Raw genomic sequence first — 22,041 nt, forward strand, 5'->3', positions numbered from 1 at the left:
GGGCCCGGGGGCTCTCAACGGGGGCACCCCCTCACCCAGCAACTCCCACTCCCCTACCAGGAGACCGAATTGACGACCCAGAGCCTCGTGCCGGGCGCGGTCAAGATCCTCGTCGCCGGCGGCTTCGGCGTCGGCAAGACCACCATGGTCGGCTCGGTCAGCGAGATCGAACCCCTGCAGACCGAGGAGCGGATGACCCGCGCCAGCATCGGGGTCGACAGCCTCGAAGGCGTCCAGGGCAAGTCCACCACCACGGTGGCCATGGACTTCGGCCGCATCACCGTCCGCGACGACCTGGTGCTCTACCTCTTCGGCACGCCCGGGCAGTTCCGCTTCTGGTTCATGTGGGACGACCTCGCCCTCGGCGCTCTCGGCGCGATCGTCCTCGCCGACACCCGCCGGCTCGAAACCAGCTTCGCCGCCGTCGACTTCTTCGAGCAGCGGGGCATCCCCTTCGCGATCGGCGTCAACTGCTTCCACGGCCGCCGCGACGCCACCCCGGAGGACGTCCGCCACGCCCTCGACCTCGGGCCCGAGGTGCCGGTCGTCCTCTGCGACGTGCGGGAACGGGCCTCCAGCAAGGAGCTCCTGCTCGCCCTGCTCGACCGTGTCCACCGCAACGCCCTCGCCGGGCGGCGCTGAGGCGCGGGGGTACTGACGGGCGGGGGACTGACGGGCGGGGCGGGGTGCCGTTTCAGGCGGAAGCGGGCGTCTCCAGGGCCGCGAGCGCACGGACCAGCGGTGCCAGCTCCGGTACCTCCGCCGCCCGGGCCAGCGTCGCCTCCAGGGCGGCGTCGTGCACCGGGCGGGCGGCGGCGAGCAGTTCCCGGCCCTCCGGCGTCAGCTCGGTGTAGATCCCGCGGCGGTCGTCCGGACAGAGGTAGCGGCTGAGCAGGCCGCGGCCCTCCAGCCGCGCCACCAGCCGGGTGGTCGCGCTGCTGCTCAGCGCCGCCGCCCGGGCCAGCTGCTGCATCCGCATGTGCCAGCCGTCCTGGCGCGACAGCGCGTCCAGCACCGTGTACTCGACCACCGAGAGCCGGTGCTCCGCCTGGAGCGCCTTCTCCAGCGCCGTGTCGATCAGCCCGTGCAGCGCGGCGAGCGTGCGCCAGCCGCCGGCCCGGATCTCGGCGGCGTCGTCACGGATCCCCATGGCTCGACTCCCTCTCGCGCGGTTCGGTCGCTCGTCCGCTCAGTATGACAGCCGACGCTGGTTACCTGTTTCTGCAATTACCTGGCCTTATGTGTCGAGCGCGGGGCGCCCGGTGTGGGCGGCTCGGGGAATCAGGCCCGGGGATTCAGGCCCGGGGAATCAGGCCCGGGGAATCAGGCTCGGGGAATCATGCGTGGGCCTCCGGTGGGGTCCAGGCCGCCTGGCAGAGGGCCGTCGCCAGGGCCTCCGTGTAGTGCGCGGCGGCCAGCCAGGCGGTGGTGAACGTGCTGTGGTCGTCGGGGAGCACGCGGCCGAACACGTCGCGGCGGTGGTCGGTCGCGGCGGTGCGCAGCGCGTCGAGGAGGTCGGCGGCGGTGGTCAGGCCCGCCTCGCGCAGCCGGGCGCCGTCGGCTGCGGTCGTGCTCGTGCCCGGGGTCAGGGCGCTCCGGCCGGAGGTGACGGTCTGCTCGATCCGACGGCCGAGCAGGTGCGCGGGCGGGTCCAGCGGGTGGGCGGACGGGTCGAGGGGAGGGGCATGGACGCCCGGGGTCGCGGGGACGCCCGGGGTCGCGGGGACGTCGGCGGCCTGGAGGCGTTCCAGGCCGAGGTTGACGCGGCCGGCCCGGTCGGCGGGGAGGGCGAGCGTCGGGGTGTCGGTCGGGCCGGCGTCCGGGGTGTCGGTGGACGCCTCGGCCACAGCGGTGCCGATCGCGAGGAGCCGCAGTTCGGGACGGACCGCGCGCTCCAGGCGGCCGATCACCCGCAGCCGCAGGCCGGGGGCGGCGGCGAGCAGGGCCAGGTTCGCGCCGTGGGCGAGCCCCGGGTGGTCGTGGGCGGCGCGCAGCGCGACCACCGGGCCGTCCTCGCCGCAGCGTGCCAGGAGGCGTGGTGCTCCCCCGGGCGTCTTCGCCGGGGCGTGCTCGGTGGGAGCGTCGCTCGTCGGACCCAGCAGGGTGACGTCCAGGAACAGGAGGTCGCTCCCGGCCGGGCGCGTCTCGTACGGGACGGCCTGCGCCGCGAGCGCGCGCTCCACCTGGGCGGCCACCGGTTCGGCCCAGAGGCCGGCGACGGGCTCCGCCGTCCACGCGGCGCCCGCCGCCCGGACGGCGCGCACGGCGGCGCCGGCCCCGAGCCGTCCGCTCGCCGATCTGGTGGCGCCCTGGACGGCCAGCCCGGCGCGCGTGAACTCGCGGTGGCTCAGCGAGGTGTCGCCCAGCCGGACCGCCCGGTTGCCCGCCCCGACGGCCTGTGCGGCCGCCGCGTCGGGGTCGGCGTACGGCAGCACCTCGGAGACGGTGCTGAGCCGACCGCCCGCGTCCACCGCCCAGCTGAGCACGCCCGCGTGCGTGGCCGTCAGCACCGGCTCGGCGAACAGCCCGTGCAGCCGCAGCCCGCCCGCGTCGCCGTACGCCTGGCGGGCGGTGCCGCGCAGCTCCGCGACCGGGCCGCGGGCGGAACCGGTGACGGAACCGGCGGCGGAGCCGGCGGCCGGGTCCGCGGTGAGGCGGCGGGTGAGGGTGAGCAGCTCGCGCAGATCGGCGACGAGGTCCGCGAGGCGGTGGTCCGGCGCGCCGGAGCGGGCCGCGCGGATCCGCGTCGCCACGGTGACCGCCACCGCGGCCGGGCGGTACAGCCCCGCCGCGCGGGCGCCGTGGGCCGCCCGCAGCAGCTCCGCCTGCGCGACGGCCCCCGCCCCGCTCACGCCCGCCGCCAGGACGGCGGACGCGGCGTGGTGGAGGTGGCGGGCGGCGGCCTGCTCGGCGGGGGCGAGGACGTCGTCGTCCGCCGCCTGTTCGGTGAGGGCGGCGGGTTCGGAGGGTGAGGCGGGTTCGGACGGCCCGGACGGCTCGGACGGCTCGGGATCGTCCCTGGCGTCGGCCAGCGGGCACAGCGTGACCGCCGCCGCCCGGTGCACGCACGCCGGGGCGAGCAGGCAGCCGCAGTGCACGCCGGACGGGTCGGCGAGCACCCCGCCCGGGGCGTGCAGGACGAGCACCGTCTCCTCGTCCACCTCCACCCGCCACTCGTCGCCGGAGCTCGTCACCGGACGCTCCGCCAGCTTCGCCGCCGCGCCGTCCAGCCGCTTCTGCAGCCGGGCGCTCAGCCCCGCCACCACCTCGGCGACCACCTCGGGCCGCACCCGCGGCCAACCGATCGACCCTGCCGTCATCGCACCTTCTCCCCCACCCAGCGGGCCAGTTCCAGCGGGCTCAGTGCCGCCACCGGCATGCCGGCCGCGACCAATCGGCCCGCGACCGCGGTCGAATACCGGGCCGTGCCCGTGTCGTCGAGCGCCGCGCAGCCGAGCACGTGCACGCCCGAGTCCACCAGCGCCCGGGTCTGCGCGAGCAGCGCGCCGACCGGGCCGCCCTCCTCGAAGTCGCTGATCACGGCGACCAGCGTGCGCGACGGCACCGTCACCAGCTCCCGCGCGTAGCGCAGGCCGGACGCGATGTCCGTGCCGCCGCCGATCCGCACCTCCAGCAGCAGGCCCAGTGGGTCCTCCACCCGCTCGGTCAGGTCGACGATCTCGGTGGAGAAGGCCACGAAGTGCGTGCTCAGCGACGGCACCCCGGCCAGGATCGAGGCGGTGAGCGCCGCCCAGACCGTCGACGCCTCCATCGAGCCGGAGACGTCCACCACGAGGATCAGCCGCCAGTCCGCCGACTTCCGCGCCCGCGTCCGGAACACCGGGCGCTCCGGCACGATCACGGTGCCGCCGTCCGGGGCGGGGCGGGCGGTGGCGAGGTTCGCGCGGATCGTGCGGTCGAGGTCCAGCCCGCCGCCCGGGCGACGGCTCGGGCGCGGCAGGCTGATGCCGGTCAGCGCCGGGCGCAGCCGGGTCGCCAGCTCACGGGTGAGCTCCTCCACCAGGCGCCGCACCAGCGGGCGCAGCCCGGCCACCCGCGCCTCCGGCAGACCGCCCGCGTGCTCCAGGACGGTGCGCAGCAGCTCGACGGACGGGCGGGCGGCGCCCGGGTCGATCGCCTCCAGGGCGTCCGTACGGCCCTGGGCGACGGCCGCCGCCAGGACCTCCTCGCGGATCCCGGGCCCGAACAGCGCCGACAGTTCCTCGGCCCACTCGCGGACCCCCGGGTAGGGGGCCTCGCGGCCGCCCCGGCGGCCCCTGCCGTCGAGGCCGGGGCCGGAGCCCTCGCCCCGGCCGGTGCCGTACAACTCGTCGAGGGCGGTGGCGAGTCGGGCGGCGCGGGCGCCCCGGCCGGAGCCGCCGGGGCGGCCGAGGAGCAGACGCCAGCGCTCGGCGGGGGCGAGGCCGTGGCCGGTTTCGGGGAGGGCGGGCAGGGGCTCCGGGGTGCGGGCGGGTGCGGTGGGCGGTGCCGGGAGCAGTCCGAGTTCGCCGAGCACGCCGCGGGCGGCGAGGTCGGCCCTGGCCCACGTCGCCAGGACGGCGGGCGGCACGGCGTCGGGCAGGTCGACGAGCCGCGTGCCGAGGCGCTCCTCGACCAGCGCCAGCAGTCGGTCACGGGCGGCCGGGCTGAGCGTGTCGAAACCTCCGCGCAGGGCGGGCAGGCGGTCGAGGAAGGCCTCGTCGGGCAGGGAGACGACTCGTTCCAGGACGGGTTCGAGTGCCTCGGGCGCGGCTGCGAACAGCCCCTCGGCGGCCGTCAACAGCCCGACCAGTGACCGGGCGAGGGCATGGCGCGCCTCCGGCACGGTCGCGCCGTCGACCCACGACGCGGCCCGGCCACCGAGCTCGGCGGCCGGGTCCTGCCCGAGCAGGACGCGGACGGCCCCGGCGGCACCACGCACCAACGGGCTTCCACCGGCAGCGAGTTCGCGCAGCACGTACCCGAGCCGGACCCCGCCGTCGAGATCCGCCCGCCGCGCCAGCTCCACCAGGGCCCGCGCGTCCGCAGGATCGTCGGACCCGCTCAGGCCCTCCAACTGCCGCACGGCAGCGGCGATCAGGAGGTCGCTGACGGCGGCCGGCGAGGCATGGAGGTGGGAGGGGGCGGCCGCCTCCGGGGCGGCGCCGTGCGGCAGGGGGATGGCACTTCCGGGGGACGGCGTGAAGTGGTGACGGTCCGACAGCGCAGAACCTCCCTGGGGCAGAAGGACGTCGGGGCCGGCGGTGGGATCGGTGGCGGGGTCGGTGGCGGGGGCGTCGGGAAGCGCCGCTCGGGGGTGGGCCTGGGTGGGGGCGGCCAGGGACGTGGTGTCCGGTGCAGGCCCGGAGCCGGCGTGGGCGCCACCCGGCACGGGCGCGCCGCACACGACGCCCGGGGCCGACTCCCCCGCCGGCTCCGGCTGCGCGCCCGGCGCCGTGACGGTGGCCGGGGGCGCAGTGCCCTGCGCGGCGCCGTCTGCCGGCTCCTGTTCGGGCGCGGGTCGGGTCAGGGTCACGGGGAAGTGGCCGGCGGACAGGCGGTCCAGGGTGGTGAGGGCTTCGAGGAGGTCGGGGAGGGTGCCGGCGGCGGGGAGGGTGGTGGCGAGTTGGCTGAGGCGGGTGCGGGTGAGGGCGGGGAGGTCGCAGGCCGCGGCGTCGGCGAGGCCCTGGATGACGTCGCGCGCGGTGGGGCCGTCGGCCTGCTGCTCGCGGCGGAGGCGGTCGCGCAGGGTGCCTTCGGCGGCCTGGGCGGGGGTGACGCCGCGGGTGCCGGCGACGGTGAGCATCGCGGCGGTGGCCGGGGTCCAGTGCAGGCGCCAGCGGGTGCCGAGGGTTTCGGTGCCGCCCGGGCCCGTCGAGTCGACCCGGTCGCCGTAGGGGACGCCGCAGGTGGAGAGGCGGTTCAGCAGGGTCTCGCGGCGGCGGTCGAGGGCGCTGCGCAGCGGGTCGAGGCGCAGTTCGCGCGGGCCCGGTTCGGCGGGGCCGGGCAGGCCGAGCGTCCCGGTGAGGGCTTCGACGGCGGGGCCGAGGCCACTACGGGGTGCTGCGGGGGTGGCGCGGCCGGTGCGGCTGCCGACGAGGACGCGTTCGAGGGCGCGGGCGACGGCCCGGCCGCGGCCGAGGGGTTCCCCCTGGGCGAGGACGGTCTGGACGGCTTCGACGAGTTCGCCGCGGCCGGGGGCGGCGAGGCCGCGAAGGCGGGCGAGGTCGCCGGTGAGGCGGACGATCTCGCGGGCGTCGGCGGGGCCGGAGGGGTGGTCCTGGGTGCGCAGGGCCTCGGTGATGCGGACGGCGGTGGTGGTGAGGGCGGCGGCGAGGCGGTCCGGGTCGCCGGCCGCGTCGAGGACGGTGTGCTGCCACTCGGGGTCGCGGATGCCGGCCGGGTAGCCGGAGCGGGCGTCCAGGAGCGGGTAGGTGTAGGGGATGAGGGAGACGACGTGGGCGGGCGCCTCCGCGCCCGGCGGTTCGTCGTCGGCGTGCGGCCCGTCCGTGTACGGCCCGTGGGCGTACGACTGGTCGGCGTGCGTTTCGTCGGCGTGCGGCCCTTCGAGCAGCGCCGGTGCGTGGAAGGCGCCGATCACGGCGGCGACGCGCCGCCCGCCGGCCGAGGCGGCCGCGATCCGGGCGCGCATCCAGGCCTCGCGCCGGAGGTCGTACGGGTCGACGCCGGGGCCGGTCTCGGCGTCGCGGCGCATGGCCCAGCCGACCAGCAGCGCGGCCCGGCGGACCGCCTCCGGGGCGGAGCCGGGGGCGGCGGTCTCGACGAGGCGGTCCCAGAGGTCCTCGTCGCCCTCGCGGCCGGTGAGCCGCCGGCGCAGGGCGTCGGTGACGGACGGGCCGGCGGCCGGGCCGCCCGCGGACCGCTGCCCGGCGCCCCGGTGGGCGAGCGGCAGGTCGCAGGCGAGGGCCTCGACGCCGTTGCGCCGGGCCCAGCGCAGGGCGGCGAGCTCCGGGGAGAAGTCGGCGAACGGGTAGAAGGCCGGCCCGTCAGCGCTCTCGGTGGAAAGGTCGGCGGGGGCCGCCGCGAGGGCGACCGGGGCCTCGGTGGCCTCGTCCGCCAGGTGGCCGAGCCAGGGCTGGAACTCGGCGGGGAGTTCGACCAGCACCGCCTCGGGCCGGGCGGCGTCGAGCAGCGCGGGGACGACCGCGCTGAGGGACGGCGCGTGGTGGCGCACGCCGATCAGGTACGGCCCGGGCCGTTCGGTGCCGGCGGCGGCCAGGCGGGCCGCCGCCTCCTCGACGGCCTGCCGGGAGCCGTCGGACCCGGCGGCACCGGTCGGGATTTCGGGCATCACCGCGCTGCTCATGACCTCACGCCTCCAGGGCCGGGCGCAGGTCCCACAGGGTGCGCCAGGTGGCGGCGCCCTGTTCGGCGCGGCGCCGGACCGGGCCGTCCCAGTAGCCGAGCAGCCGGCCGGCGTCGGCCGGGTCGTCCTTGCGCACGACGCCGATCAGCTGGCCGGGCAGGCGGCCGAGCAGGTCGCCGCCGTCGGGCAGGTAGGCGGCGGTGACGCCGAGGGCGGTGGCGACCGAGACGGCCTCGGCGGTGCTCATCACCGTGGACGGGCGCTCGACGTCCCAGCCCTCGGTGGAGCGGCCGGTGCGCAGGTCCCGGAAGGCGGTGACCAGCGCTTCGAGGACGGCGTCGTCCACCGTGAACGGCGCGCCCGCGCTGGCGACGGCGGCGGTGGACTGGCGGCGGACCAGGTCGACCTCGGCGGCGAGGCTCGCGATCGGGCCCACCGTCTCGAAGTTGAACCGCCGCTTGAGGGCCGCGGACATCTCGCTGACGCCCTTGTCCCGCAGGTTGGCGGTGGCGATCAGGGTGAAGCCGGGGGCGGCGTGCAGCTGGGCGTCCGGGGTGCCCGCCAGCTCGGGGACGGCGACGCGCCGTTCGGAGAGCAGCGAGACCAGGGCGTCCTGCACCTCCGGCAGGCAGCGGGTGACCTCCTCGACCCGGGCGACGGCGCCGGCCGTCATCGCGGTGAGGACCGGGGACGGCACGAGGGCCTCCCGGCTGGGGCCCTTGGCGAGCAGGAGGGCGTAGTTCCAGCCGTACTTGAGCTGGTCCTCGGTGGTGCCGGCGGTGCCCTGGACGGTGAGCGCGCTGGTGCCGCACACGGCGGCGGCGAGCAGTTCGGAGAGCATCGACTTGGCGGTGCCGGGCTCGCCGACGAGCAGCAGGCCGCGCTCGCCGGCGAGGGTGACGACGCAGCGCTCGACCAGTGCCCGCTCGCCGACGAACTTCCGCTCGATGACGAGGCCCTTGCGGCCCGCCTTGAGCTTCTCGCCGTCGCTGCCGAGGACGAAGGTGACGACGGCGCGCGGGGTCAGCCGCCAGCCGGGCGGGCGCGGGCCGGAGTCGTGCGCGGCGAGGAACTCGAGTTCGGCGGCGTACTTCTCCTCGGGCGGCGTGATCTGCCGGGCGGGCGCGTCGGCCGGGGTCGTGCCGGTGGGGGTCGTGGTGGGGGCGGTCATCGGAGGGCCTTCCTGCGCTTCGCGGTCTGGAGCTGTTCGTATCCGGGGGCGTCGCCGTCGACGGTCCGCTGCCAGGCGCGGGCGAACAGCTCCGGGACGGGCTGGTGCGGCAGCGCGGGACGGTGGGTGGCCAGCTCGTAGAAGCCGGCCTTCCAGGTCTCGGCGGGCAGGGCGGGCGCCTTGGCCTCCTGCCAGCCGCAGGGCAGGAAGAGCGTGCGGCCGGCGCGGGCCCGCTTGGCCTCCATGACGAGGCCGGTGGCGGCGAGTTCGGCGCGGGCGCGCTTGAGCCGGGCGGGCTTCCAGCCCGTCCAGCGGGCGGCGTTGCGGTCGGTGGGGTCGGGCAGGGCGAGGAGCTGGAGGTAGAGCGCGGCGGCGTCCTCGCCGAGGCCGTGGGTGCGGGCCGCCTCGGTGACGAGGGCGGGGACGGAGAACTGCGGGTTGTGCAGCCACCGCGCGTCGCCCTCGGCGGAGCCGGCCGGCTCCGTGGGGGCGGCCAGGTTCTCCGGTTCGCCGCCGAGGACGGCCGCGATGGCGGCGAGCTCGCTCGCGAGCCCGTAGCCCGCGCCCAGTCCCTCCAGCAGTTCGAGCACCTGGTCGTCGGCGCCGGTGAGCCCGGCGGGGCGCAGCAGGACCCGCTCCATGGTGCCGCCGCTGGGGGCGAGGACGAGGGCCCGGCCGCAGCGGACCAGCCCGTCGGGGTCGGCGCCGCCCTCGGGGGGCAGGCCGAAGTGGGAGCGCAGGATCACGGCCAGCGACTGGCCCTTGGCGGTCTGGAAGAGGTTGAAGTCGAACAGGAGCTCCGGGTCCGCGAGGCGTTCACGCAGGGCGGTGGCGGTGCGCGGCAGCAGCGGGCGCAGCGGGCTGTCGGCGGGCAGGTGGTAGACGAGCCAGCGGAGGGCGTCGATGGCCCCGCGCAGCATTCCGAAGCCGGGGACGGCGGAGGCGTCGGCCGCGACCATCTGCTTCGACGACCCGTCGGGGGTGGTGGTGAGGCGGAAGGTGGTGGTGCGGCTCAGCCAGGGCGTCCGGTCGGGGTTGAGGACGGCCTCGACGTGGTCGACGTCGACGCCGGTGACGGTGGCCTGGGCGTCGTCGGGGAGGGTGACGAGCCGTCCGAAGTGCCGGATCCAGGCCTCGGCTCCGGCGGTGAGGTCGGGGCCGTCGCTCCGGAGGGTGTCGGGGTCGGCGGGCAGCAGCGCGGCCCAGACCTCGTCGAGTCCGGTGCGCTGGCGCCGGCGCAGCCAGTCACGGGCGGCGGTGGCCTCGGCGGCCTTGAGGCCGAACTCCGGGAGCCGGTCGGCGGGCAGCACCGGGCCGTGCCACTGGAAGAGGGCGGGCGCTGCGGCGAGGACCAGGGCGGCCCGGGCCGTGCCGATGCCGGTGAGCTCGCCGAAGGCCGTGGCCCGCGCCCGGTCGGCGGGGACGGGCCCGTGCAGGGCGAGGACCCGCAGGAACGTGGCGATCCAGGCGGCGTCGAGCCGCTCCTCGGTGTTGCGCTCCGCGATGGTGGTGAAGTGGTCGACCGGGCCGAACTCGCCGCTCGGGTCGTGGTCGACGGCCAGCCAGTACGCGTGGTCGCCGCGGGTGTTGCGGTGGCCGAGGATGACGACGGTGCGGTCGCCGTGGCGCAGCACCTGGCCCTGGCGGTGGGCGGTGGGCCGGCCGGTGGTGGTGCGCTCGGTGGGCTCGCTGAGGGCGATCTGGCGCACGGTGGCGCCGCGGTCGGCGAGCAGGCCCCGGGTGAGCTCGCCGAGCAGGAGCACGAGGGTGGAGCGGTGGGCGGGCTCGGTGAGCGGGGAGGCCGCGGCCTGGACCAGGAGGTGGAGCCGGCCGAGCAGGGGCAGCCACGCGTGGTGGATGTCGCCGCCCTTGAGGTCGACGGAGGCCGGGCTGCTCCAGCCCTCGGCGGTGGCCGGGGGTGGGTCGGCGAGGACCGCGGTGACGGTGCGCAGGTTGTTCAGCACCTTCCAGGTGCCGGGGGCGCCCCACGAGGAGCCGTAGCGGTCGACGTCGGGCACCCAGCCGCTGACGGCGGCCTGGAGTTCGGCGTCGCGGCCGTGGTCGGGCCGGTGCTCGGGGGGTGCGGCGGCGGTGGCGGTGGCGGCGGTGGGTCGAGCCTCGGCCTCGGGCTGTTCGACGAACCGGCCGACGCCGTTGAGGAGTTCGGCGGCGATCCGGGCGAGTCCGGTGACGCCGGCGAGCAGCCGCGGGTCGGTGATGCCGGGGAGGGCTGCGCCGACGGCCCGGACGGGCAGCCTGCGGCGGGCGCCCCGGCGGTGCGTGAGTTTGCGGCGCACGCCCTGGACGGTGAGCCAGCGCTGCTCGTTCTCGGGCACCGGTTCGACGTCGGCGGGCCAGGCGATGTCGATCAGCGCGGCGGCCTGCTCGGGGGTGACGGCGCGCAGCACCTGCGAGCCGGCCTCGTCGCGGGGGCGCAGCGCGTGCCAGTGGTCGAGCGGCGGGACGAGTCCGGTGCCGACGGCCTGGAGGTCGCCGGGGCGGCAGGGCATCAGGTCGACCGTGCGGGCGTGGTCGGCGGTGCCGCCGCCGTCGGTGCCGAGGTCGGGCAGGGCGAGGGCGAGGTGGTCGCGGATCGACCTGGTGACGACCGGGCCCGTCGGGGTGCTCTCTCCCGGTGCGGCGGCCGTGCCCGGCAGGGTGAGCCGGCCGACGGGGACGATGTCCGGGTGGGCCCCGTTCAGGGGCATGACGATCGTGCGGCCGTCGGCGCTGACGGTGGTGACGGTGCGCCCGGTGTCGACGCGCACCCAGCTGCCCAGCACTGTGCCGTCGGTGCCGAAGGGCGTGTGCTCCAGGCCGGGCTGGAGCGGCAGCAGCCGCGTACGGTCGAGGTCGAGCGTGCCCGCGGCGGCCGAGGCGGCGATCACGGGCGGTTCGGCGGCGCGGCCGAGGGTGCCGGTCGCCGGGTCGAACTCGTGCAGCGCCCGGCCCGTCGGGCCGTGCCGCAGCGTCCAGTGGCCGGTGCCGTCGCCGAGGACGGGGTGCTCGGCGGGCATCCGGGTGTCGCCCGTGTGCAGCGGGCGCTCGCCGGTGGTCCGGCCGCCGCCGGGCAGCGGGAGGGACGGGGCTTCGGGGTGCCGGTCGCCGTAGTAGTACCGGGCGATGGTCTCGCCGCCGAGTTCGAAGGTCTCGGCCGGGCGGCCGGACCAGTAGGCCCGCTGCTTGCCCTTCTCGTGCCAGACGACGAGGAGTTCGCCGTCGACGAAGCGCAGCCGCGGGCGGCTCCATTGTTCGAGCTTGGGCAGGCGCAGGGTGTGTTCCAGCACAATCCCCTGCGGGCCGACGACGACGGCGCGGTCCAGGCGGGCGAGGATCAGGTGCGGCCAGGCGTCCTCGACGATCAGGCCCTGCAGGGTGCGGCCGCCGGGCGTCTTCCCCAGGTCGTCGTCCTGGCTGCCGACGGGATCGGAGGTGGTGCCGGGGGACTTGGGCGGGTCGGCGAGCTTGTCGAGCGCCTCCTCCAGGGCGGGCCAGCCGAGTTCGTCCAGGATGCCGGCGCCGAGCGCGCGGGCGAGCAGCCCGGCGACGTCGAGGGCCGCGATCCGCTCGGCGGCGGCGGGGGAGATCGACCGGAGCACCGAGCGGTACGGCGAGAGCGAGCGCACGAGGTCGGCGGCGCCGGCCAGGCCGCGGGCGGCCGCCACCTCGGCGGCGCGTTCGTCCGCCCACTCGGCGAACAGCTCGCGCAGCAGCGGCAGCGCGGGCAGCTTCTGCTGCACGGCCGTCTCCCACGCCGAGGGCGTCGCCGCGCGCAGCACGCCCCGGAAGCGGGGGTCGGCGGCGACGGCGGCCAGGTCGGGGCCGGTGGAGCCGCTGTGGCGGGCCCAGCCGGTGAGGTCGAGGCCGAGGCCGGCCGGCGGGTCGGCGACGGGCACGCCGTCGGCCAGCAGCCGCTCCAGCAGGTCGAGTTGGGTGGTGCTGCGGCGGATCCCGGTGAAGAGGTCGACCGGGGTGCCGTCGGCGCGCAGCCGCTCGGCCATCCGGCCCGCGAGCGCCACCGTGGCGGCGCAGGTGGGCCGGGAGCCCCAGCCGCGGCCGATGTGGTCCGTCCAGCGGCGGAGCCAGGCGGCGGGCGCGGTGTCCTCGGCGCCCTGCGCGCCCTGCGCGCCCGGGGTGTGCTCGGGGCGCGGACCGGTGAGCAGGCCCTCGGCGCCCGTCTCGGCGAGCACGGCCAGCCAGGCGGCGTCGTGCTCGGCGACGCCGGAGTTGGCGCCCGCCGTGGGCATCAGCTCCAGCAGGCGGACCCGCACCGCCTCGTCGCGCCTGCCGAGGGCGACGAGGGCGCCGTGCCAGGACTTCCAGAACGCGACGGGTGCCCGGTTGGCCGCCGGTGCCGCCAACAGCTCGGCGAGCAGGGACTGTTCGTGCTCCTCCCGGTCCAGTCCGGCGGCCTTGACGAGGGCGCGGGCGTCCTCGGCCACCCCCGCGTAGGGGGCCATGCCGGCGGCGGCGCGCTCGGTGCACAGCTGGCGGAAGCGCTGCCAGGCCGTCGCCGCGTCGAGCCGGGCGCCGAGCGACTTCACGTACTGCCGCAGGGACTTGACGGTGAGCGCGCCGGCCAGGGCGAACTCCAGGAAGACGGCACGCAGCCGCTCCTCGTCCACCTCCAGGCCGTGCGTGCGCTCGGCCTCGCGGGCCTTGCCGAACCAGCTCGCGGCGTAGGTCTGGTTGCCGACCCCGAGGAAGATCCGGCCGACCTCCTCGCAGAAGGTGGGCAGGAAGTGCGGCACGGCGCGGCCCAGGCGCGCGGCGAGCGCGTCGAAGCCGTCCTTGGCGGCGCCGGGCTTGGACTTGGCCTGGCGGGCCAGCCGCTCCAGCTCCTTGACCAGGGCCAGCGCGTGATGCCCGTTGGCCGGGTCGTGGACCAGCGCCCACGCCGGGAAGCCGAGCGCCTCCTGGCGCACCTGGCCGACCTCGGCGGGCTCGGCCTGCGGCGCGAGGCCGAGGAAGTCGACGGCCAGGTCCTCGGCGGGGCCGAGCGCGCCGGGCACCAGCCGGACGATCCGGCGGCCGTCGAGCGCGGGGTGGGCGTAGGTGCGGGCGGTCAGCACGTCCGCGGCGCTGTCGGAGCGGCCGGCGCCGGGCACGGTGCCGGCCGGGAGGACGGCGCCGGCGTCGAGCAGCCGCTCGTGCCGGCCGACGTCCGGCAGGGCGCTCTGGCCGGTGCCGTCCGGGCCGGTGCCGTTGGCGGTGGTGCCGTTCAGGCTGGTGGCGGTCATGCCGCTTCCTCCCCTTCGATCGTGCGGCCGGCGTACAGCGCGGCGGCCATCCGCATGCCCTCGGACCACGCCACCGGACCGACCTGCGCCAGCGGCAGCGCCCGGCCGTCCGGCCCCGCCCAGCTGAGCGGGCCCGTCTCGCACTCGTCGTAGTCGTAGTAGTCGCCGACCCACAGCCGGGCCTCGACCGTGCGGCCGTCCTCGACCACCGGCACGACGGCGCTGCCGCCGCGCACCCGGTAGCCGAGCCGGGCGCAGCGCCCGACGAGCTCGCGCAGCTCCTTGTAGCGCCCGCCCGCGTACGTGGTGACCTCGGTGCCCGCCGGCACCTCCGCCGGCCGGTGCCAGACCTCGCGGTAGAGCTGCTGGACCCGCTGCGAGACGCCGAGTTCGACGGCGAACTCGCGCAGGTCGTCGAGGTCCGCGAGGAGGACGGGGTGGGGTATCCGGATCTCGCCGTCGGCCAGGCGCACGGTGTCGCCGTCCGGGTCGACCAGCCCGAGCCCGCGCTCGGCGTCGGCGTCGCGCAGGAACCCGGCGACCTCGCCGTCGGCCCCGGTGACGACCAGGTCCCGCAGGACGCCGCGCCAGGCCTCGTCCGCCCACACCGCGGTGACCACGGCCGCGGGCACGGGCAGCGAGCGCACCATCCACCGCTCGACGTCCTCCAGGCAGCGCCGCTCGTGCGCCCCCAGCCACTCGGCGAGCTGCCTCAGCTGGGTGACCACCGGATCGTCGCCGAGCTTCGGCGGCACGGCCTTCAGCTGCCGCCCCGCCGCGTTCCGGCACAGCACCGTACCGTCCCCGTCGAGCGCGACGCGGTACCCGCCCGCACTCGTCTCCACCCATGCCACGGCCGTTCTCCTCCCACCTGTCGGTCAGCGATGGGAGGAACGTAGCGAGGCCCACTGACAACGCGACGCCCAGGGTCCCGGCTCCACGACCTGCGGAAACCAAACCCCTCGAACGAGTGAACGATCCTGGCCGGCACCCCCGGAGAAATCGCGGCGGCCCGTCAGCGGGTGCGCGGGCGCGGGCGCGGGACGATGACCGGGGCGCCGTCGGCCGGGGCGGGGAGGACGTCGGTGTCGACGTCGTACAGGGCGCGCACGAGGTCCGGGTCGACCACCTCGCGGGGCGGGCCGCCGGCGACGACGGCGCCGTCGCGCAGGGCGACGAGCAGGTCGGCGTAGCGGGCCGCCGCCGCGAGGTCGTGCAGGACCATGACGACGGTGCGCCCGCCGGCCGCGACCTCGCGGACGAGTTCCAGCACCTCGACGGCGTGGCCGAGGTCGAGGGCGCTGGTCGGCTCGTCGAGCAGGACGACGGGGGCGTCCTGAGCCAGCACCATGGCGAGCCAGCAGCGCTGGCGCTGGCCGCCGGAGAGGCGGTCGAGGCGGCGGTCGGCGAGCGCCTCGACGCCGGTGGCGCGCAGGGCGTGGACGGTGCGCCGCTCGTCCTCGGCGGACCACTGGCGGAACAGGCCCTGGTGCGGGTGGCGGCCGTAGCGCACCAGGCCGGCGACGGTGACCGCCTCGGGCGCCTGCGGGCTCTGCGGGAGCAGCGCGACGCGGTGCGCCGCCCGGCGCGGGCGCAGCCGCCACACGTCCTCGCCGCCGACCAGGACCCGCCCGGCGTCGGGCCGGTGCAGCCGGGCGACGGCCCGCAGCAGCGTGGACTTGCCGCAGCCGTTGGGGCCGACGACGGCGACGACCCGGCCGGCCGGCACGGCGAGGTCGACGCCGTCGAGCACGGGGCGCCCGGGGCCGTAGCCGGCGGTGAGGCCCTGGACGGTCAACTCCACGGTGTCTCCATATGGTTGATGGGCGTGCGGTTCAGGAGGCGGTCAGGGCCTTGGTGATGTCCTCGATGACGACGCCGGCCGCGAGCGGGCCGCCGCGGGTGGACCAGACCGAACCGTCCACCGTGACGGCATGGTTGTTCTTCACGGCGCCCAACTCCCGGTAGGCGGGCTTGGACTGGACGTCCTTGAGGGCGGACTTGCCGTCGTCGGTGAGGGTGGAGAGGAACAGCCAGTCGCCGTCGATCTCGTCGAGCTTCTCCAGGCTGAGCGCCGGGCCGTGCGCGTTGCCGTCCCTGTCCTGGGACTTGGGGCGGGTGAGGCCCATGTCGAGGGCGACGCCGCTCGCGAACTGCTTCTTCTCCATCCAGCTGGGCCCGGTGGGGTTCCAGCGGACGATCGAGACGGCCGCGCCCTTGCCGGGGCCGAGGCCCTCGCCCGCCTGCTTGGCCTTGGCGTCGTAGTCGCCGATGACCCTGTCGGCCTGGTCGAGCTTGTTGACGGCGTTTCCGATGCCGCGCAGGGCGAGCTTCCAGTCGTCGGTGGGCGCCATGGTGACGAGCGTGGCCGGGGTGATCTCGCGCAGCTGCTTGAGCACCTGCTCGTCCTGCATGTCGCCGGCCAGGATGAGGTCGGGCTTGGCGGCGATCACCTTGTCCATGACCGGCTGGAGCAGGTTGCCGACCACCGGGACGCCCTCGACCTTGCCCTTGAGGTAGGCGGGCGGCGCGTCCAGGCCCTGGCCGTTGGTGATGCCGACCGGCCGCACGCCGAGGGCGAGCACCGCGTCGAGGTCCTCCTGGGTGAGGGTGACGATCCGCTGGGGGGCGGCGGGGACCTCGACGGCCTTGCCCGTGGCGTCCTTGACGGTCCGCTTGCCCCCGGACGACTGCGGCGCGTCGGCCGCCTTGGCGGAGGAGCCCGACGAGCCCGACGAACCGCACCCGGCGAGGAGGAGGGCGGCGGCCCCGGTGACGGCCAGCACCCGGGCCGCGCGGTGGCGGGCGGGACGGAGCGGGCTCTGGGCGTACGGCATGGGTGCCTCCGGGCAGCGGTGGTACGGGAGTTCGGCGGGCTCCGCCGGATCGGCGCGACGGGGGCGCCAGGACGGACCGCTTTCGACCTTAGGTTAGCCTTACCTTATGACATTGTCGCAAGTGGGCGTCCACGAAGCACCCCGGACCGGCCCGCGCAGCTCCCCCGCATCCCCCGAGCCCTCCGGGCCCGCCGGGGCGCCGGCGGGCGAGGGCCACCGCCGGACCTGGCCGGTCGCCGCCGGGGTGCTCGCGGCGCTGCTGGCGCTCGCCGCCCTCTCGCTGTCCGTCGGCGCGGGCGAGGTCGGCCCGGAGCGCGTGCTCGCCTACCTGCTGGACCGTGACGGCGCCCGCGCGGACGGCCGACTCGCCCTCGTCGTCGGCGATCTGCGCCTGCCGCGCACGCTCGCCGCGCTGCTGGTCGGCGCCGCCCTCGGGGTCGCGGGCGCGCAGCTGCAGTCCGTCACGCGCAACCCGCTCGCCGAGACCGGCCTGCTCGGCGTCAACGCGGGCGCCTCCCTCGGGGTCGTGCTCGGCATCGCCGTGCTCGGCGTCCAGAGCTCGTACGGCTACCTCGCGTTCGCGTTCGGCGGGGCCCTGGTGTCCGGCGTGCTGGTACTGCTGATCGCGGGCGCCCGGGGCGGCGGTTCGCCGATGCGGCTGGTCCTCGGCGGATCGGCGGTCGGCGCGACCTTCGGCGGGCTCACCGGCATCCTGATCGTCAACTCGCCGGAGGCCTACGACCGTTACCGCGTGTGGGTGCTCGGCTCGCTGGCCGGGACGGAGGGCTGGTCGACGCTCGGCCGGATCGCTCCGGTGCTCGCCCTCGGCTTCGCGGTCGCCGCGCTCGCCACCCGCCCGCTCACCGCGCTCGCCCTCGGCGACGACCTCGCCCGCGGCCTCGGCCACCGGCCCGGCGCCACCCGGGCGGCGGTCGCGCTCGCCGTCACGCTGCTCACCGCCTCGGCGGTCGCGCTCGCCGGTCCGGTCTCCTTCCTCGGCCTCCTCGCCGGGTTCCTGGCCCGCGCCGCCGCCGGGCCGAGGGTCGGCCACCTGACCATGCTTGCAGGCTTGTTCGGCGCCGCCGTGCTGACCGGCGCGGACGTCCTCGCCCGCGTGGTGGCCCGGCCGTTCGAGGCGCCCGTGTCGGTGGTCGTCGCCCTGATCGGCGCGCCGGCCCTGATCGCCATCGTCCGCTCGCGCCGTACGGCCGCGCTCGCCGTCACCGAGACCGCCACGACCTCCCCACCCGGCCGGGAACTGCCGCCCGGGAAACCGGATTTGGTCCTGCGTCGCGGCGCGTGGTCGCTGCTCCTCCCCCGCCGCGCGCTGCTCGCCGCGCTCGGGCTCGCCGCCGCCCTGCTCGCCGCCGTCGTCGTCTCCGCGCACGCCGGACAGGGCGGACTCGGCCTCGGCCGGACGTTCGAGGCCGTGTTCGGCTACGGCGACCGGCTCGACGTCCTGCTCGTCCAGCGCTTCCGGCTCGGCCGGATCGTCGCCGGACTCGCCGCCGGCGCCGCCCTCGGCCTGGCCGGCTGCCTCACTCAGACCCTCGCCCGCAACCGCCTCGCCACCCCCGAACTGCTCGGCGTCAACGACGGCGCCACGGCCGCCGTGCTCGTCAGCGCGACCGTCTCCGGCACCTTCGGCGCCTGGTGGGCCGGACCGCTCGGCGCGCTCGCCGCCGTCCTCGCCGTCACCTTCGTCTCCGGCGGGCTGGGCGCGCGCGGCTACCGGGTCCTGGTCGTCGGCCTCGCGATGTCGGCGCTCGCCTCGGCCGTCGTCCAGGTCGCGCTCGCCCGCCGCTCGCTCAACTCGGCGGGCTCGCTGTACGTATGGACCTCCGGCAGCCTCAACGGGCGCGACTACGACGTCGCCGCGCCCGTCCTCGCCGGGCTCGCGGTCCTGGTGCCGGTCGCGCTCGCGATGGCCCGGCGGCTGGCCGTACTGCGCTTCGACGACGACGTCGCCGCCTCGCTCGGGGTCGAGCCGGGGCGCGTCCGGCTGGTGTGCCTGCTGCTGGCCGTCGCGCTGGCCGGCCTCGCGGTCGGGGTGTGCGGGCCGGTCGGCTTCGTCGCCCTCGCCGCGCCCGTGCTGGCCGGACGGCTCGCGGGGCCGGCCCGGGTCCCGGTGCTGGGCTCGGCACTCGCGGGCGCCCTGCTCGTCGTGCTCGCGGACACGCTCGGGCGGGTGCTGATCGGCGGTGTCGAGATCCCGGTCGGCATCGTGACGACGGTGCTCGGCGGGCCGTTCCTGCTCTGGGTGCTGCTCGGGCGCAGGGGCGGCGCGGTGTGACGGCGAGCAGGGTTTTGGAGCGAGCACCGCGTGAAAGCAAGCGCGGTGTGACGACTGATTCGCTTGAACGGAAGGGGAGTTGGACCATGGAGCAGCAGACGGGCCCGCGCATCGAGCCCGATCCGGACGATCCGGCCTACCGGCAGGTGACGTTCACGTACGACGGCCCGGACTGCGACGGCGTGCTCGCGCTCGTCCACACCGTCACGGACCGGGACCGGCACGCCGGCGACCTCACCCCGCACCTCATGAAACCGACGGGGAGAGGGCGTTGGGAGATCACCTACCGCCTGCGGGCCGACCATCGCGCGTCCTACCAGGTGTACCCGTTCCACGGCGCGCCCCCCGGCACCGCGCGCGCCGACTGGATGCGCGTCCTCGACGACGCCCGGCCCGACCCGCACGGCGGCCCCCTGCTCCCCGCCCGGGACGGCCGGCGGCCCGCCACCGTCCTCAGCCTCCCCGAGGCGCCCGCCCAGCCGTACGCGGCCCGGCGCGACGGCGTGCCGCGCGGGCGGACGACGGCCCGTGCGCTCGACGGGCGCCGGGTGGACGTCCACCTCCCGGCCGGCTGGAGCGCCGACGGGCCCGCCGCGCCGTACGCGGTGGCGGTGCTGCTCGACGGCGAGATGTGGGGCGAGGTGCTGTCCGTCGGCGACACCCTCGACAACCTGGCGGCCGACGGCGCCCTCCCCCCGACGGTCGCGCTGCTCGTGCACACCATGGGCCCCGAGCGCGCGGTCGACCTCAGCTGCAACCCGGCCTTCGTCGACTTCCTCGCCGACCGGCTCCTCCCCTGGGCCGCCCGCGAGTTCGGCACCACCACGGACCCGGCGGCCACCGTCGTCGCCGGCCAGAGCGCGGGCGGCCTCACCGCCGCCTTCGCCGCCTACCGGCGCCCGGAGCGCTTCGGCAACGCGCTCGCCCAGTCCGGCTCGTTCTGGTGGCCGGACGAGACCGAGTTCGACGCCGGCAGCGAGTGGCTCACCCGCCGCTTCGCCACCGAGGAGCGCCGCGCGGCGCGCTTCTACGTCGAGGTGGGGCTCCAGGAATGGCTGCTCCTCGCCCAGAGCCGCCACCTGCGCGACGTCCTCACGGCGCGCGGCTACGACCTCGAATACCGCGAGTTCAACGGCGGGCACGACTACGCCTGTTGGCGCGGCGGCCTCGCCGACGGGCTCGCGCACCTGCTGCGCGACCGCCGCCGACCCGGGCCCCTCACCCCTCCGGGGGACCGCCCTCCGCGGGCCCCAGCCCCGTACGGGCCAGCCAGCGGGCGGGGGAGGTGAGCTCGCGGCGGGTCGGCACCAGGGAGCGGTCCGTCCAGATCCGGTTCACCGTCTCCGTCCCGCCCGCCTCGACCAGCGTGCGCACGAACCGCACCGCCTTCTCGTGGGTGTCCGACTCGGCGCGCACGCCCGGCAGGCGGGACAGCAGCCGGGCGGCCCGGGCCGTCTTCCGCTCCCCCGCCTGGTCCCGGGCCAGCAGCCGGCGCGTCGCCCAGCGCGCGTGCCCCTCCCACAGCGCGCCGAGGACCGGGTCGTCCTCCCGCGTGCCGCCGGAGGTCCGGTGGAGCAGCAGCGCCTCGACCGCATCCGCCCCCGGCCGGGGACCGCCCGCGCGGATCTGGGCCTGGTGGGTCAGCAGGTGCGCCAGCACCGCGCGCAGCGGGGCCCGCTGCGGCGCGCCCGCCAGCAGCGCCGGGGCCAGCAGGAGCACCCACCGGCCCTCCTCGTCCTGCACCACCCGGCCGGACGGCACGCAGCTGATCCTGCGGTCGGAGTCCGCCGACGCCGGCCCCTTGCGCAGCGCCGCCTCGGCCTTCTCGCGCTTCGCCGGGTCCGCGACGGCCGCCAGCGCCTCGCCCGCGAGGACGGTCTCGCAGACCCGGCGCACGTAGGCCTCGCGGCGTTGCGCGAACGCGTCCGGGTCCACCAGCGCGAGGCGCACCCCGGGGCCGAGGTCGAGGCCCGTGGTCTCCTCGACGGGACCGGCCAGTTCCCCGGTCAGGGCGCGGGCCGCCTCCGCCAGGGCGTCCCACGCACCGCCCGCCTGCTGTTCGACGACGATCTCGATCTCGATCACGAAGCGGAACTGTACGTCGCCTGGAAAACTCTTCCCACTCGGTGCGCCGGACCGGCCGGAAACCGGCGTCCGGGAAGCGGTCCCCGGAGCGTCATGAGGGCGGTCCGGCACCGTGCTAGCGTCCCGGTGGCGGCGCACCGGCGCGCCCGCCCCGGACGAGACGTGCGCCGTACCCGGCCCGACAAGACGACGCACCGGAGGAGGCGTCATGCCCGACTTCACCCGGGCCGTCCCGGTGCCGCGGCCGCTGGACGTGCGGTGGATCCACGGCTCGCCGTCGGCCAAGCACGACACCGGGCCGGAGATCCAGGTCCACGCGTACGACGAGCACACGGTCGTACTGCGGCAGAACAAGGCCGTCCACTACGAGGCGCCGTTCCTGTACCTCCTGTTCGGGGCCGAGCGAGCGGTGCTGCTCGACACCGGGGCGACCGCCGACGCCGCGCACTTCCCGCTGCGCGCGGTGGTCGACGAACAGATCGGGGCGTGGCTCGCCCGCCACCCGCGGGACGGGTACGGACTGCTCGTGCTGCACACCCACCCGCACGGCGACCACGTCGCGGGCGACGGCCAGTTCGCCGACCGCCCCGGCACGACCGTGGTCGCCGCCGACCCGGCCGTCGCATGGCCCTTCTTCGGCTTCGACACCGACCCGGACGCCGTGGCCCTCGTCGACCTGGGCGGCGGCCGGGTGCTGGAGTGCCTCGCCACCCCGGGCCACCACCCGGCGGCGGTCACGTACTACGACCCCTGGACGGGAGTCCTCCTCACCGGCGACACCGTCTACCCCGGGCGGCTCTACATCGACGACTGGCCCGCGTTCACGCGCAGCATCGACCGCCTGATCGCCCTCGCCGACCGCCGCCCGGTCACCCACGTGCTCGGCTGTCACATCGAGATGACCACCACCCCGGGCGTGGACTACCCGATCCGCACCACCTACCAGCCCGACGAACCCCCGCTCCAGCTCACGGTCGAGGACCTCCACGACATCCGCACAGCCCTCACATCGTCGGGCGGCACCCCGACCCGCCACGCCCTCCCGAACCTGATCCTCTGGCCGAGCGAGTAGCGGGTCCCTCCGTCGGTCCCGATAGGGGACCGGCCCA

13 protein-coding genes and 1 riboswitch are annotated in these 22,041 nt (G+C 76.8%); of the genes, 4 read left to right on the forward strand and 9 right to left on the reverse strand.

Annotated elements, in window-relative coordinates:
* Window positions 1–69: 69 nt before the first annotated feature.
* Window positions 70–642, forward strand: coding sequence for an ATP/GTP-binding protein (locus ACFXDE_RS20525; RefSeq protein ID WP_380436177.1), 573 nt, complete (start codon window positions 70–72; stop codon window positions 640–642).
* A gap of 52 nt (window positions 643–694) precedes the next feature.
* Here ACFXDE_RS20525 and ACFXDE_RS20530 read toward each other — a convergent pair whose 3' ends face one another.
* The 8 genes from ACFXDE_RS20530 to ACFXDE_RS20565 form a co-directional block, all read right to left on the reverse strand.
* Entirely contained in the window at window positions 695–1,150 is a 456-nt protein-coding gene (locus ACFXDE_RS20530; protein WP_380436175.1) for a MarR family winged helix-turn-helix transcriptional regulator, read from the reverse strand.
* A 187-nt stretch (window positions 1,151–1,337) separates the two neighbouring features.
* On the reverse strand, window positions 1,338–3,320 hold the full coding sequence (locus tag ACFXDE_RS20535) for a hypothetical protein (RefSeq protein WP_380496105.1): 1,983 nt from the start codon (window positions 3,318–3,320) through the stop codon (window positions 1,338–1,340).
* Entirely contained in the window at window positions 3,317–7,306 is a 3,990-nt protein-coding gene (locus tag ACFXDE_RS20540) for a DUF5682 family protein (protein ID WP_380496107.1), read from the reverse strand. Before ACFXDE_RS20540 ends, ACFXDE_RS20535 begins: the two co-directional genes overlap by 4 nt.
* A gap of 4 nt (window positions 7,307–7,310) precedes the next feature.
* Window positions 7,311–8,477 (reverse strand): AAA family ATPase, encoded by a 1,167-nt coding sequence (locus ACFXDE_RS20545; RefSeq protein WP_380496108.1) that lies wholly within the window; start codon window positions 8,475–8,477, stop codon window positions 7,311–7,313.
* On the reverse strand, window positions 8,474–13,717 hold the full coding sequence (locus ACFXDE_RS20550; RefSeq protein ID WP_380496110.1) for a hypothetical protein: 5,244 nt from the start codon (window positions 13,715–13,717) through the stop codon (window positions 8,474–8,476). The genes ACFXDE_RS20545 and ACFXDE_RS20550 overlap by 4 nt, the downstream gene beginning before the upstream one ends.
* On the reverse strand, window positions 13,714–14,571 hold the full coding sequence (locus ACFXDE_RS20555; RefSeq protein WP_359957251.1) for a DUF4132 domain-containing protein: 858 nt from the start codon (window positions 14,569–14,571) through the stop codon (window positions 13,714–13,716). The genes ACFXDE_RS20550 and ACFXDE_RS20555 overlap by 4 nt, the downstream gene beginning before the upstream one ends.
* 161 nt (window positions 14,572–14,732) lie before the next feature.
* Window positions 14,733–15,521: an ABC transporter ATP-binding protein gene (locus ACFXDE_RS20560; protein ID WP_380496112.1), complete on the reverse strand. Its 789-nt coding sequence runs from the start codon at window positions 15,519–15,521 to the stop codon at window positions 14,733–14,735.
* A gap of 31 nt (window positions 15,522–15,552) precedes the next feature.
* A complete protein-coding gene (locus tag ACFXDE_RS20565) occupies window positions 15,553–16,554 on the reverse strand; it encodes an ABC transporter substrate-binding protein (protein WP_380496114.1) in 1,002 nt (333 codons plus the stop codon).
* Between the two features lie 106 nt (window positions 16,555–16,660).
* Between ACFXDE_RS20565 and fhuB the strand changes: the two genes are divergently transcribed.
* The gene (gene fhuB, locus ACFXDE_RS20570; RefSeq protein WP_380496116.1) at window positions 16,661–18,847 is read left to right on the forward strand and encodes a Fe(3+)-hydroxamate ABC transporter permease FhuB; all 2,187 of its coding nucleotides are present in this window, start codon (window positions 16,661–16,663) and stop codon (window positions 18,845–18,847) included.
* 86 nt (window positions 18,848–18,933) lie between these two features.
* Window positions 18,934–20,136: an alpha/beta hydrolase-fold protein gene (locus ACFXDE_RS20575; protein ID WP_380496118.1), complete on the forward strand. Its 1,203-nt coding sequence runs from the start codon at window positions 18,934–18,936 to the stop codon at window positions 20,134–20,136.
* On the opposite strand, the gene ACFXDE_RS20580 is transcribed toward ACFXDE_RS20575, so the two are convergent.
* Window positions 20,066–20,932: a zinc-dependent metalloprotease gene (locus ACFXDE_RS20580; protein WP_380496120.1), complete on the reverse strand. Its 867-nt coding sequence runs from the start codon at window positions 20,930–20,932 to the stop codon at window positions 20,066–20,068. The genes ACFXDE_RS20575 and ACFXDE_RS20580 overlap by 71 nt on opposite strands.
* A 126-nt stretch (window positions 20,933–21,058) precedes the next feature.
* Window positions 21,059–21,128: riboswitch (guanidine-III (ykkC-III) riboswitch) on the forward strand.
* 12 nt (window positions 21,129–21,140) lie between these two features.
* Here ACFXDE_RS20580 and ACFXDE_RS20585 point away from each other — a divergent pair.
* Window positions 21,141–22,004: an MBL fold metallo-hydrolase gene (locus ACFXDE_RS20585; RefSeq protein ID WP_380496122.1), complete on the forward strand. Its 864-nt coding sequence runs from the start codon at window positions 21,141–21,143 to the stop codon at window positions 22,002–22,004.
* Window positions 22,005–22,041: the final 37 nt, after the last annotated feature.

Origin of the sequence: Kitasatospora sp. NPDC059408 (assembly GCF_042751525.1) — a bacterium.
Taxonomy (GTDB): domain Bacteria; phylum Actinomycetota; class Actinomycetes; order Streptomycetales; family Streptomycetaceae; genus Kitasatospora.